The sequence below is a fragment of the Dyadobacter sp. CY326 genome, from assembly GCF_021390515.1.
Taxonomy (GTDB): Bacteria; Bacteroidota; Bacteroidia; order Cytophagales; family Spirosomataceae; genus Dyadobacter.
This window is the reverse complement of the sequence record NZ_JAJUXI010000002.1, coordinates 377,331-392,286: the sequence shown is the minus strand read 5'-3', so window position 1 is coordinate 392,286 and position 14,956 is coordinate 377,331. Positions and strand designations below refer to the sequence as shown.

Genomic DNA, 14,956 nt, shown 5'->3' with positions numbered 1-14,956 from the left:
TCAGGGTTTTTTTTTGGCAAAATCAAAAGAGAATGAGCATTTTGTGTGGACAAAGCGCATATCTTCCGACATTGGCCTTCTCATTTTGCGCTGACCAGCAAGCAACCCTTGATTTAATGAAAATAAAGACAAAACTGAGACTCGGGCTCGGGCTCCTGTTTTTGATGATCCTGACATTGGCACTCATAGCGGCCAGGCACGTCTACATCCTGAAAGAAGACACAAAAAACATTCTTGCCGATAATTACAACACACTGGATTATGCACAACAAATGCTCCTCGCAGTCGACGGACTCAATGTCGATTCGGCAGCCAGGAAGATATTTGAGCAAAATTTAATTAAACAAAAAGGCAATGTTACGGAGAAAGGGGAAGCACAGGCGACGCAGCGTGTGGCAGATCATTATGAACTATTAAAAGCCGATCCGCAAGACAGCAAACTGCCTGGAATGATCCGCAAAGATCTCGCCGATTTGACGCAAATCAACATGCGGGCCATTCAAAATAAGAGCGATGTGGCAGTGAATTCGGTTCGGTCGGCCATCATTGGCATTGCGCTAACAGGCACTTTTTGCATTCTCATTGCACTGACATTGCTCGTAAATCTTCCCTCGAACATTGGCAATCCCATTCGCGAGCTGACCGAGAGCATTAAGGGAATTGCTGCGAAAAATTATTCGCAACGCCTTCACTTTTCGGGAAAAAATGAATTTGGCGAATTGGCGAGCTCTTTCAACACCATGGCAGAAAAGCTGGAAGAATACGACAGCAGCAATCTTTCCAAAATTCTGATGGAGAAAAAACGGACCGAGGCACTGATCAACAACATGCATGAACCGGTCATTGGATTGGATGAAAACAAACACATTCTTTTTGCGAATGACGAGGCTGTCCGCATTACGGGGATGGCGCTCAGCGACATTCTAGGCAAATCGGCAGTTGAACTCGCGGTGCATAACGACCTGATTCGCGCTTTGATTCGGGAAGAGCAAGGCATTAGTCCGTTTACGTCGCCTGCACTGAAAATTTACGCCAATGATAAGGAAAGCTATTTTGAAAAAGAGGTTGTCGATATCACCATTGTCCCGACCGGCGAGCGGGTTAAGAAATACATTGGTCAGGTTATTTTGTTGAAAAATATCACTCCGTTTAAAGAGCTTGATTTTGCGAAAACTAATTTTATTGCAACCGTTTCCCACGAGCTGAAAACGCCGATATCCTCCATTAAGATGAGTCTGCAACTCCTGGAAAATCAACGGATTGGTGCCTTGAATCCGGAGCAGCAACAACTTATGGAAGGCATTAGGGAAGACAGTGACCGCCTGCTCAAAATTACCGGAGAGCTGCTGAACATGTCGCAAGTCGAAACCGGAAACATTCAATTGAACATTCAGCCAAGCAGTCCGTATGCCATTTTACAATACGCGCTCGACGCCGTAAAGCTTCCTTTGGAGCAAAAAGGCATTGACCTGACTGTGCAAAACGATCACGATTTGCCCGACGTGAAGGCGGATCTGGAAAAAACGGCCTGGGTGCTGATCAACTTTTTAACAAATGCAATCCGCTATTCGCAGCAGGAAGGCAAAATGTTCATCGCGCTTCAAAACAATGATTATGGCGTCAAATTTTCCGTGCGCGACGAAGGAAAAGGCATTGACAGCCGATATCGCAGCAAGATTTTTGACCGTTATTTTCAAGTGCCCGGCAGTGCCAAAACGGGCACCGGACTTGGGCTGGCCATCAGCAAAGAATTCATCGAAGCGCAAGGTGGCGCAATAGGCGTTACTAGCGAGATCGGGATGGGGAGCAACTTTTATTTTGAACTTACGAGGGCTTAACCGTAGTTTTCAATTGCGGCATATTTATTGAGAGCCGCTTTCGTTAAATTTTACAATTAGAGGCGGAATGCATTTATGCCGCCGAACATTCAACATATGATAGCGTTTAAAAAATTACCTTTTGACGTCAGCCAGGTTTTTCTGACGTCGGACACACATTTTGGACATAAAAATATCTGCGCCGGCGACACAACCTGGGGAAGTCCGCACAACGAAGCTTGCAGGAATTTTACAAATACGGATGCCATGAACGCCGCCATTGTGAACGGAATCAATGCAATGGTGGGGGAAAAAGATCTGCTGATCCACTGCGGCGACTGGTCTTTTGGCGGCAAAGAAAATATCTGGAATTTCAGACAGCGGCTAAACTGCAAAAATGTAATCCTGATGCAGGGAAATCACGATCACAACATTGGAAAAGAGCACGTTAGGGGCGGTTTGTTCACGGAATTTGTTCAAATCGGGTTTTATCAGGTTGAGTCATTGAAGTTTGTCTGCTGCCATTATCCAATTGCGATCTGGCACCAATCGCACCACAACGTCCCGCTGTTTTACGGCCACGTTCACGGATCTTTCACTAATCCAGGCAAGTCACTGGACGTCGGCATCGACAACATTTTCAAAACCACCCAAGTCTACGAGCCCATCGCACTAAAAACCGCATGGAACATATGCCAGAACAAACCAGCATTCCTCGAATCCCATCACGATGAATTTACGAATTAGGGGGATTTTGTAATTGCTGGATTGTAGTTTGCCATCAAAACTCCGTAAATTTCCTTCTTAACTGCCATTAAAATCGGAAGCAAACCTTACTATCCCTATTTCGTTTCAAAGCCCCTATTCAATGCACGAAGCGCTTTTTACATATATTCATCAACATGCGACATTGCCGCTTACGGCGGAGCATAAGGCGTTGATTGAAGCTACTTTTCAGCCTAAGCGATTACGGAAAAAGCAGTATTTTTTGCAGGAAGGCGATATTGGAAAACAGGCTGGCTTTATTGTAAAGGGAGCAATGCGGCAATACAGTGTCGACGACAAAGGCGTGGAGCATATTGTGAACCTGTTTATTGAAAATTGGTGGGCAAGCGACCGAGAAAGTGCAACCATGCACACGCCCTCGAGATACAACATTGACGCATGGGAAGACACCGATCTGCTCGTCGTCACAAGGGCAGAAATGCTGGAACTGATGGAAAAAATCCCGGCGTTTGGGCAAACAACCCGAGTAATGGATGAAAGAAATTTCATTGCTTCGCAACGCAGACTGAATTCTACGATCAGCAACGCAGCGGAAAAACGTTACGAGGAATTTGCTGAAAATCACCCGCAATTCATCGAACGATTTCCGCAGCATTTGATCGCATCATTTTTGGGAATAACCAAGGAAACACTTAGCAGAATCAGAAAACAGGCTATGCGATAAAGCTTTTGGAACAGGAAACCGTTGATATTTATCAACGGTTATTTTTATGATTAATCAACAATTTCAGCGCAGCGGTCACCGGATATTTGTGCATTAAATTTTTACAAAAGATCATATGAACAAGACGATAGTAGTGATTGGAGCCACAGGCTCGCAAGGTAAGGGTGTTGTAAATGCCCTGATAAATGAAGGTTCATTCCATGTTAGGGCTGTGACGCGCGATCCCGCAAAGTATGTTGGCGATGCGCATGAAGCAGTTTTTGCTGATTTAGGGAATCCCGAATCGTTGAAGGAAGCATTCAAAGACGCGTATGGCGTTTTTGTGGTGACGAACTTTTGGGAAGGCGCGGATGAACTTGCACAAGGCAAAAATGCCATTGAAGCCGCCAAAGCGGCAGGCGTAAAACATTTTGTTTGGTCCACGCTGCCGGACGTTGAAGTGATAAGCGGTGCAGACTATGAAGTTCCCCATTTTACTGGCAAGGCCAAAGTGGACGAGCTGGTAAAAAGCGCAGGATTCGAATATGTAACATTTGTGCAGCCACCATTCTATTATCAAAATCTGACCGGGATGATTGCTCCTCAGCCAATGCAAGATGGCTCGACAGGATGGGCATTGCCTATTGACCCGGATAAAAAAGTGATTCACATGTCAGATATCAATGACTTTGGCAAAATCGTGGCAGGGGCATTTCTGCATCCGGAAAAAGCTGGACATGGTGATTATCTTGCGCTGGCAACTGAATTGAACAGTTTTAATGACATCATTGAGGCATTCAAAGCGAATGGCAAAGCGCTCACTTTCACGCAGGTGCCAGCTGATTTGTTTGCCACATTCTTTGAAGGAGCAGACGAACTGGCTGAAATGTTCGGCTATTTTGAAACTTACACTTATATGGGCCCGGACGCGGCATCCCGGATTGCACTGGCCAACGAAATTGCGACGGACAAATTTGTCCCGCTTAAAGAATGGTTGGGCAACAACAGCTAGGTTTTTTGTCAATTGCCGATTGTGGGGAAGGTGTTCGGTCGCGCATGAATTTTGCTTTAAAACAATTTGTACAAATTGAGGCAAAAGTTCGTTTTTTTGTGTGATGCGAAGTTTCTTTTGGTGTTTTTGTTTGATTGTAGCCGGTGTGCTGGGATGGGTAGAGAAGGGCGCGGCTCAATCGAACGAATATCAGTTTGCCCGATATAACACAGAACGCGGGCTGTCCCACAATCAGGTCAATTGTTTTCTCAAAGACAGCCGGGGTTTTGTCTGGATAGGCACGGCGAACGGCCTTAACAGGTTTGATGGCTATTCGTTTCGGGTTTTCAAGCACATTCAGGGCGATTCGACCACGATTTCTGACCGACGCATTAACGCAATCTTCGAAGATCCGCAAGGTTTTATCTGGATCAATACACAGATCGGTTTCGACATTTACGACCCTGTCACTGAGCGCATTGACCACAATGCCGACGCAGCTGCCAAGCGATTAGGATTGCCCGATGCCAATTTCAGCCGCATTATCAAAACCCGCTCCGGCGATTACTGGATTAACCACAACCGACTCGGTTTGCTCAAATTTCTTACCCGTTCTAAAAAACTGGTCAAGGTCAAATTCAGCCCGTCCGAAGATTCCTCCGCTCCCGCGAAACGCCTGATTTCTGATTTTGATGAAGACGCTCAGGGGAATCTCTGGGTGGTTTGTGACGACGGTTTCCTGGCCCGACTGAATGCACACACGCACAATGTTGACATTCAGAGTGAAATGTTGCAAAACCGCAACGTGGGCAACTTATCCAACCACAAAGTGTTCGTGGATGACGACGGGGAGCCTTGGGTTTACATTGTCAAAGCAGCATTAGGCGCTTATTATTTCGATTTTAAAAACAACACTTTACGCGTAGCCAACACCGCAGGGCCCGATTTCAGGCTGAGTAACAACACGGTAAGTTCCATGGTGGCTGGCCCGGATGGGCGCATCTGGCTCGGCACAGACCACGGCGGAATCAATGTGCTCGACAAAAAACGCATGTCAGTCACCACATTGCTTTACAACCCCGGCGACCCGCGGACAATCAGCCAAAACAGCATTCAGGCGTTGTATAAAGACCAGACCGGCATGATATGGGCCGGAACATTCAAGACGGGATTTTGTAGTTATCATAAAAATATCTTCAAATTTTCACTCATTCAACACACTCCCGGAAATCCCCAAAGCCTCCCCTTCGACGACGTAAATATGTTTGTCGAAGATCAAAAAGGCAACCTCTGGCTGGGCATGAATGGTGGCGGATTGATTTACTTCGACCGCAGGAACAATACTTTCCGGCAATACAAAAATATTTCGGGTGACCCCGCCAGTCTGAGTAATAACGTGATTGTCAGCTTGTGTCTGGATAAAAGTAATGTGCTGTGGATCGGCACTTATTTCGGTGGGCTCAACAGTTTTGACGGTAAAAAATTCACACGCTATCTCCACGATCCTGCCGATTCAACGAGTCTGATCGATGACCGGGTTTGGGAGATTTTTGAAGATTCGCAAAAGCGCCTGTGGGTGGGAACGCTTGCCGATGGGCTCGATTTATTTGACCGAAACAAAAAGACATTCCGGCATTACCAGCGGCTGGCGCCAAACTCTGTCAGCTCCGACTATATTTCGGCAATGCTGGAAGATAAGCAAGGCAACTTATGGATTGGAACGGCAAACGGAATTGATGTTTTGATGCGCCAAACGGGCCGTTTTGTGCATTACGCATACAAACCCGCTGACGCGAGAAGTTTAAGCAGTGACGCGGTTACTTCGCTCGCGCAGGACAGTTTTGGCAACATCTGGATCGGCACTTCCGAAGGATTGAACCGTTATGATGCGGTCACCAACACATTCATCGCTTATGGCATGCGCCACGGCCTGCCCGATAATGCAGTCTTGTCGATAGCGATTGACGGCATGCAAAATTTATGGCTCGGCACGCCGAAAGGACTTGTCAATATGCGGGTTACCAAACAAAGCAGGGGCATTCCGACAGCATTCCAAATCCGGACTTATAATGAAGTCGACGGGTTACAGGGCAGGGGATTTAATGAAAATGCCGCTTTGAGGCTTCATTCAGGTGAAATGGCTTTCGGCGGCGCCAATGGTTTTTCCATTTTTGACCCAGAACAGATTACAGACGAGCGCACGGCGACGAAAGTAATGCTCACTGATTTCCAGATTTTTAACAAAAGTGTGCATCCCGGCGAACTGTTTGATGGAGATCCGGTCCTTCAACAATCGGTGTCTTTTATTAATCGCATTGTATTGAAACACAGCCAAAACGTATTCACAATTGAGTTCGCGGCGCTGAATTTTCTTCATCCGGAGAAGAACCATTATTTGTACACATTGGAAGGTTTCAACGAACAATGGTTTGAAGCCGACAACACGCGTAAAGTCACTTACACCAACCTCGATCCGGGCACTTACGTTTTTAAAGTGATGATGAAAGAGGGTGGCGCGTCAACAGAGCGGAGTTTGCGCGTGGTAATCCTTCCGCCATTTTGGCGCACGCCCTGGGCTTATTTCCTGTATTTTCTATTTGTGGCAAGTGCATTGCTGACTGCGCGTTGGATCTTGATCGAGCGGGAGCGCATGAATTTTAAATTGGAACAGGAGCGTCATTATGCCCAACAATTGCATGAGCTGGACATGATGAAAATCAGGTTTTTTACCAATGTAAGCCACGAATTCCGCACGCCGCTGACGCTAATGCTCACGCCTTTGGAAAATTTGCTGAAAAGCATTCGTTCGGATCACGCCGTGCACAGGCAGCTAACCCTCGTGCACCGGAATGCGCAGCGACTGTTTAATCTGGTGACCCAAATGCTGGATTTCAAAAAGCTTGAAGTGGAGGAAACGCAGTTTCGGCCGGAGCGCGGAGACATTATACATTTCCTTCGTCAGATCGCGCAGACCTTTTCGGAACTTTCTGAGCACAAGCACATTCGTTATAGATTTGAAAGTGAGATTACATCCCGCTATGCTGATTTTGACCAGGATAAATTGTCCAAAGTCATGTATAACCTGCTTTCCAATGCATTCAAATTTACACCAGAAAATGGGCAGGTGACGGTTCGTTCGCACATTTTAAATCAGGATGACAATGCATTTTTAGAGATCAGTGTGGCCGATTCGGGGATCGGCATTCCGCCTGAGGCCCAGGCGAAAGTGTTCGACAGATTTTACCAGCATCCTATGCCCGACCACATTGTGAATCAGGGAAGCGGAATCGGGCTCTCCATCGCCTCGGAGTTTGTGAGAATGCATGGCGGGACCATTGAGCTGGAAAGCGCCCTGGGTAAAGGAAGCACGTTCACCGTCACAATGCCGCTGCAAGAGAGCGCCTTGCGGATCAATGCATTGCCTCTGCCCGAAATGTCGCCAGCAGCGGAACCGGACATTGAAATAGATCTTCCGGCAGAGAAACCGGCTAAAAACAAGCCGCTTGTGCTATTTGTGGAAGACAATGATGAATTCAGGGCTTATCTCAAAGAAGTTTTTCAAAAGGAATATGAGATTCTCGAAGCGCCTAACGGGAAAATTGGGCTTGAAAAGACGCTGGAACACATTCCAGACCTGATTGTGAGTGACGTCATGATGCCTGAAATGGACGGGATCGAGCTCTGCCGCACGATCAAAACGGATCGCCGCATTTCGCACATTCCGGTGGTCTTACTCACAGCGCGGGCGGAGGAAGGGCAGCAATTGCAAGGTTACCAAACGGGTGCCGATGCTTATGTGACCAAGCCTTTCCGGCTCGACATTTTACAGGTGAGGATCGCCAACCTGATCCGCCAGCGGGAGCAGTTGCAGCAGCAATTTCAGCAGCATGTGGAAATCCGTCCGACCGAAGTCGCGGTGCGTTCGCTTGACGAGCAATTTGTGAACAGCGCTGTAAAAGTGGTGGAGGCTAACCTGCCCAATGCCGAGTTCACCGTTGAGGAATTGAGCGATGCAATGTCCATGAGCCGCGTTTATCTTTACAAAAAAATCCTTTCGTTAACGGGCAAGACGCCCATTGAATTCATCCGGATTATCCGTATCCGGCGCGGCGCAGGACTGCTTGAAAAGAGCCAGCTGACCATCTCTGAAATCGCTTATCAGATCGGTTTCAACAACCCAAAATACTTCGCCAAACTTTTCAAAGAGGAGTATAAAATGCTTCCCACAGAATATCGCAGGCAGCACGTTGCCCAGGAATAGTGCAAAAGATCGTTCTGATACTGACATATATCGAGGATCTTTCTGGATGCAAATTCGTCACTGAATTTTCGTCCACCGGTTTCTCAAAATGCACTTATGGAGGAAAAAATTGCGCGATAATCTGTCCGTGTTTACAAATGACACCCTAATTGTAAACATTTGACACCCTTCCTGCATGTTTTTTAAAGGCACATTTGTCCAACTATTCATTCGATTTATGCCAAAATCTTATGCTTCACAGTGGAGTATTGGAAAAGTATAAGTCGGAAGTAACCAAATAGTCACTTTATAAAAACAAAAAACATGCAACAAAATTTGTACAAAACTAGGCGGATCAGTCGCAGCTTGCAGTTCCTCGCCGGGTTGCTACGACCGCTTCTTTTGACACTGGGGATGATGGGTGCCGCGACTGGCGCCTTTGCGCAGGGCGATGCCAAAAAAACAGTGACAGGAACAGTCGTTTCTGCGGATCGTGATGAAGCAATTCCAGGCGCGAGCGTGGTTGTGAAAGGGACGTCCAACGGAACGACGACCAACGCAAGAGGAGAGTTTTCGATTGACGCAGCTGCGGGTAACACGCTTGTTATTTCTTTCATCGGATCGGTCACGCAGGAGGTTCCGGTTGGAAACAAAACTAAAATTGACATCAGATTACAGGAAAGCATTGCCGCGCTGGATGAGGTTGTGGTGGTGGGTTACGGCGAAATGAAGAAAACAGACGTTTCGAGCTCGCAGGTGACGGTTTCAGGTAAAGATTTGAGCAAAACAATCAATACATCGCTGGAACAGGGCTTGCAAGGACGCGCGGCTAACGTCATGGTGCAGCAAAATTCTGGTCAGCCGGGAGCAGCACCTTCGGTTTTAATTCGCGGTCTGAGCTCATTGACGGGCACAACGCAACCATTATATGTGATCGATGGTGTGCAGATTAAGCCGGACAATATGAAAGATGATCCGAACAACCGTCCAACGGGCTTTTCGAACATTCTTTCGAGCATTAACCCTGACGATATTGAAACGATCAACGTTTTGCAAGGACCCTCTGCAACAGCCATTTATGGTGCGGTGGGAGCGAACGGCGTAGTGATGATCACGACCAAGCGCGGTAAGGCGGGCGAGGCGAAAATCACATTCAACTCATTGGTAACCGTTCAATCGGAGCCAAAGCACATTGATGTGATGAATCTGCGTGAATACGCGCAATTCCGGAACGAGGCAGCGGCTGTCGGCAGCACAGCTACGGAACCGCAATTTGCAGACCCGTCGGTGTTAGGAAACGGAACAGACTGGCAAGGCGCACTTTTCCGTCCGACGACATTGCAGAAATATTCTGTAGGTTTGAGCGGCGGAACCGATAAATCGACTTATTATCTTTCCGGTGAATATTTTAACCAAAAAGGGATCGTTGAAGGCTCTGGTTTCAAGCGCTATAATGGTCGTTTGAACCTGGAAAATCAGACGCGGAACTGGCTGAAAATTGGTGCCAATCTGAGTGTCGGAATAACTGAGGAAAAGGTTAATACGAACAATGGCGGCATTATTCAGCTTGCATTGGATCAAAACCCAAGTGTGCCTGTAACCAATCCGGACGGCAGCTGGGGCGGACCTGTTTCCACGCAGTTCCAGTTTACAAACCCGGTGATGATCTCCAAGATCTACAACGATTACAACCGCCGTACTTCCATTCTTGGAAGCATTTTCGCGGATGTTAAATTAGCCAAAAACCTTACGTGGCACACCGAAACAAACGGAAGCGCAGAGTTTTTGAAATATTACTCATTCCACCCGGCTTATACAATCGGTGGTTATGTGGTTTCACAGGATGCGGCAACTTCTACGCGTTCGGTTAACACCAACAACTGGTGGAGTTTGCACAGCCGTTTGACTTATGATTTGAAAGTGGGCAGACATGCAGCCAACATTATGGCTGGCCACGAAGCGCAGGCTTTCACATATGAATCGGTTACAGCAACACGTAAGAAGTTCATTACCAATACAATTGAAGAGCTTTCGGGTGGTGATGCTTCTGTAATTTCCAATGTGAGCAATAACAGCGGCAAAGGATCAGGCTCTCGCGAGTCGTATTTTGCACGTGTAAATTACAGTTTTAATGAGCGCTATTTTGTGCAAGGAGCTTACCGGATGGACGGATCTTCGGCATTCCGTCAGGGACGCCGCTGGGGCAACTTCCCGGCTGTTTCGTTGGCATGGCGCGTTTCGGAAGAGCCTTTCCTGAAAAGTGTCAGCGCAGTTAACGACCTGAAACTGAGATTCGAAATTGGACGCTCCGGTAACCAGGGAAGCGGGGGCAATGCGATTTACTCAACATTGCAAACCGTTCCAACAGGCTGGGGAACAGGCTTTTTGGCCTCTAACTTTGCTAACGAATTCCTAACCTGGGAAAAGGATGATGTGATCAACGGAGGTTTGGATCTGCACATGTTCAGCAACCGTGTGGAGCTGATTGTGGATGCTTACATTAAAAACATCACAAGCTTGATCACAGTTAACTCATATCCATTTACTTATGGTGGTGATATTGCTTACTCACCAGGTTATTTGAGCTGGCCGGCTGTGAATGCGGGTTCAATGAAAAACCGCGGAATTGGTCTTACACTGAACACGGTGAACATTGATAAAGGCGGGTTTTATTGGAAAACGGGTGTTAACCTTTCATTCGACCGCAATAAAGTGACTTCGCTGTTAAACCCGATCACACCGATCTGGAATGCAACTTCGGTTGGTTTCAAAACGGAGGTGGGACAACCTGCGAGTATGCTAACGGGATACGTTGCGGAAGGACTTTACCAAGATGCAAACGACATTAAAAACCACGCGATCCAAACTTCAAACGGCGAGCTGACGATCAATCCGCAAACAGGCAGCTGGGTGGGTGATACGAAATTCAAAGACCTGAATGGAGATGGTGTGATCGATGCAGAGGACCGCACGGTAATTGGCAATCCATGGCCGAAGTTTACATTGGGTTTCAATAACAACATGACCTATAAAAACTTTGAGCTGAACGCATTCCTGACCGGAAGTTTCAAAAATGACATTCTGAACTATCCACGTTACCGCGCTGAAGTGCCGGGCAACGGCGGTGTGTTTGGTAACCAGTGGAAATCGGTGGCCAATTACGCTCGTCCTAGCAGTTACGCAGTTGGCGATGCAGAAAGCGTGACATTAACCAATCCAGGCCACGTGATCCCGCGTATCGCACCGGGTGACCCGAATGGCAACAACCGGATGAGCACAAACTTCATTGAGGACGGCAGCTATGTGCGTATGAAGAACATTACGCTGAGTTATAATTTCCCAAAATCAATGTTGAAAGACGTTTTCATCCGCGGATTGAAAGCTTCTGTCGGTGCGCAAAACCTGTTTACGATTACCAAATACAAAGGTTATGACCCGGAAATTGGTATGGTGAGCTATGGCGGAACTGTGATGGCAGGCATTGACACTGGCCGTTATCCGTCGGTTCGCATGTATACTTTCGGCATCCTGGCTGATTTTTAATCGATTCCAATTCAATTTCAAAAGACATTTTTTATATGCAATTCAAAATCAAACTCCTGGCAGCTATCGGCGCATTGACGCTTATGCAGGGTTGCAAAGAGGAATTCCTCGACCGCCCGCCTTTGGACGCACTTACCTCGGGTAATTTTTACAAAACAGACGCAGAAATCCTTGCCGGAACTGCACCACTTTATAACATTGTATGGTTCGATTTCAATGACAAGGCAAATATGTCTTTTCAGGAAGCACGCGCCGGAAACTTGAATTCCAATGACCGCACGGCTTACGTGAAGCACGCGATTCCGTCAACGGATGTAAGCACGCTTTTGCCGGGTTACAAATCTTTTTACAAGATCATTGCGCAAAGCAACAATGCTTACAAAGCGATTAAGGAAGCAACTGGAAGCACAGCTTCTGCCGCTGTAAAAGCGCAGGGATTGGGCGAATGTCGCTTCATGCGCGGAACGGCTTATTATTATCTGGTGACCAACTGGGGAGCGGTGCCGATTGTGTATGATAACGTTGCGCAGCTTAACCTATCACCAGTTCGTAACCGCATTGAAGATGTATGGAAATTGCTTATTCAGGATTATCGTTTTGCAGCTGAAAACCTGCCATTAACTGCTGAGCAAGGCCGTTTGACCAAATATTCTGCGGAAGGCATGCTGGCGAGAATGTATTTGATGCGCGCCGGTTTGAACCAGAATGGAACGCGTAACCAGTCTGACCTGGACAGTGCCAAATATTACGCAGCAGACGTGATCAACAACAGCGGTCGTTCATTGGCGCCTACTTATGCAGAGCTGTTTGAAAGTGCAAACAACAATTCATCTAAAAACAACTCGGAAAGCCTTTTCTCGCTGCAATGGATGCCGGTTAGCAGTCCTTGGGGCGTTAACAACTCTTTCCAGGCATATTTTGCTTACGATGCAAACATTACCACAACCGGCGATGGCTGGGGTGCGGCACAGGGTCTTTCAGCGGATTTGGTAAAATATTTCGTTGAAAATCCGGCGGATTCGCTTCGCAGAAAATCAATCGCAATGTTCGACAGCGATGTTTATCCAAACATTCAGAAAGCAACCGGTGGATTGAAATACAACAGACCAGCGGCGCTTTCAGCGATCAAAAAATACATTGTGGGTTCACCGGCAGACAATGGTGGCTTGGGTGGATTCATGGCTGCAAACATCAATTCCTACATGTTGCGCCTTGCGGAAGTTTACCTGATCTACGCAGATGCGATTTTGGGAAATGCAGCGACAACGTCCGACCCGAAAGCATTGGAATACTTTAATGCAGTGCGTAAAAGGGCTGGTTTGCCAAGCAAAACTTCGCTGACTTTTGAAGATATTTTCAAGGAGAGAAGAATTGAAACGGTATTTGAAGGCAACTCGTGGAATGAAGTGGTGCGCTGGTATTATTTCAATCCGGCCAAGGCAATTGCTTACACAGCGGCTCAACGCAGGGAAAATTACACGATGACATACGTTGCAGGCTCTACAAAGCCGAAAAAATACACGGTGACGTATTCTCCGGCTGAATATTATCCGTTGTCGGCAAACACGCTTTACCTGCCATTTCCTGAGGGAGAACTCGTAAATGCGCCGTCGTTAAAAGATGAGCCAGTTCCTTTCGATTTCAGCAAACTAGTTGACTAACCCTAATTAACGATCAGCAATGAATTTCAAATATGTATTTAAAACAGCACTTGGCGTGTGCATGGCGGCAGGAATGCTGTTATCGTTCCAGAGCTGTAATGATGACGATGTCGACGGTGCGCCGTCAATCACCAATGTCCGTTTGCTTGATCCAACGGCGGCGGACAGTTCACTGAATGCTGCCGAGCCAGGCAGTTTGATCGTGATCCAGGGACAAAACTTGGGGAGTGTGATGAAAGTGTATTTCAATGATTTTGAAGCGACTTTCAATGCGGCACTGGGAAGCAATTCCAATGTGATCGTGACCATTCCAGCAGAGGCTCCGACCAAGGCCGTGAATGCGGGTGTTTCGAACAAGATCAAAGTGCAGACCAAAGGCGGTGAGGCGACTTACGATTTTGTTTTGTCACCGCCAACGCCGGTGCTGGCAGGTTTGTATTCCGAGTTTGTAAAACCAGGCGGCAACCTTGTCATTAACGGCGATTATTTTTACAACATTAAATCTGTAAAAGTTGGCGCAACAAATGTGCCGATTGTCAGCAGTTCTGTAAAACAAATCACGGTTAAAATGCCTGCAACTGCTGTTTCGGACATTGTTACAGTGGAGGGAGAATTTGGAACGGTGAAAACGGGCTATAAGGTTAACAGTTCGGAAGGGAATATGATCAATTTCGATGTGCCTGCAACCACTTGGGGGTCAGATGTTTGCTACGGATCGGCTGCGATCATTCCAGGCACTGACGCCGGCGCGATTTCGGGTAAATATTCAAGGATCAAGCAAACCAAATTGCCTGCAACCGGTTATTCTGACGCGTGGGTTTTCGCAACATGCAGTTTCGACTTCAAGTTAGCCGCAGGACCAGCAACGGAAAGACAGTTTAAATTCGAGCATAACATTGCTGAGCCATGGAAGGCGGGTAAATACGACATTACCATCTCAGCAGGCGGCGCGGACTTCACTTACGCATTCCAGCCATGGAATTCAACAGAATACACCGCAACCGGTTACCAGACCAGTGGCTGGAGAACAGCCGTAATTGAACTTTCAGAATTTAAAAACGCCGCAGGCGCAAGCATTGCGGATGTGTCCAAAATCACTGATCTAAAAGTGTCCTTCGGCACGCCGGACGTCGCGATTGCCTCATTTAATGGCAGCGTTGACAATTTCCGGATTGTGAAAAAGTAAGATCAGACTCTCTCATGTCGCCAGGGTGCTCAGCATTTATTTGCTGGGCGCCCTGTTTTGTTTGGAGGGTTTGGGTAAAAGCCTCTTAA

Annotated in this window: 8 protein-coding genes; all 8 read left to right on the top strand. The window is 47.1% G+C overall.

Going from position 1 to position 14,956, the window contains the following annotated elements:
• Positions 1 to 116: 116 nt before the first annotated feature.
• The 8 genes from LZG73_RS02240 to LZG73_RS02205 all read left to right on the top strand — a co-directional run bounded on the left by LZG73_RS02240 (position 117) and on the right by LZG73_RS02205 (position 14,867).
• On the top strand, positions 117 to 1,838 hold the full coding sequence (locus tag LZG73_RS02240; RefSeq protein ID WP_233845868.1) for an ATP-binding protein: 1,722 nt from the start codon (positions 117 to 119) through the stop codon (positions 1,836 to 1,838).
• 96 nt (positions 1,839 to 1,934) lie between these two features.
• Positions 1,935 to 2,564, top strand: coding sequence for a metallophosphoesterase (locus LZG73_RS02235; RefSeq protein WP_233845867.1), 630 nt, complete (start codon positions 1,935 to 1,937; stop codon positions 2,562 to 2,564).
• Positions 2,565 to 2,685: 121 nt separating this feature from the next.
• Positions 2,686 to 3,267, top strand: coding sequence for a Crp/Fnr family transcriptional regulator (locus LZG73_RS02230; protein WP_233845866.1), 582 nt, complete (start codon positions 2,686 to 2,688; stop codon positions 3,265 to 3,267).
• Between the two features lie 115 nt (positions 3,268 to 3,382).
• Positions 3,383 to 4,258 carry an NmrA/HSCARG family protein gene (locus LZG73_RS02225; RefSeq protein WP_233845865.1) on the top strand — a complete coding sequence of 292 codons (876 nt, stop codon included), beginning with the start codon at positions 3,383 to 3,385 and terminating at the stop codon, positions 4,256 to 4,258.
• A 103-nt stretch (positions 4,259 to 4,361) separates the two neighbouring features.
• Entirely contained in the window at positions 4,362 to 8,498 is a 4,137-nt protein-coding gene (locus tag LZG73_RS02220; protein WP_233846470.1) for a two-component regulator propeller domain-containing protein, read from the top strand.
• A gap of 303 nt (positions 8,499 to 8,801) precedes the next feature.
• Positions 8,802 to 12,020 carry a TonB-dependent receptor gene (locus LZG73_RS02215; RefSeq protein ID WP_233845864.1) on the top strand — a complete coding sequence of 1,073 codons (3,219 nt, stop codon included), beginning with the start codon at positions 8,802 to 8,804 and terminating at the stop codon, positions 12,018 to 12,020.
• Positions 12,021 to 12,055: 35 nt separating this feature from the next.
• Entirely contained in the window at positions 12,056 to 13,681 is a 1,626-nt protein-coding gene (locus LZG73_RS02210) for a RagB/SusD family nutrient uptake outer membrane protein (protein ID WP_233845863.1), read from the top strand.
• A gap of 19 nt (positions 13,682 to 13,700) precedes the next feature.
• A complete protein-coding gene (locus LZG73_RS02205; RefSeq protein WP_233845862.1) occupies positions 13,701 to 14,867 on the top strand; it encodes a glycan-binding surface protein in 1,167 nt (388 codons plus the stop codon).
• Positions 14,868 to 14,956: the final 89 nt, after the last annotated feature.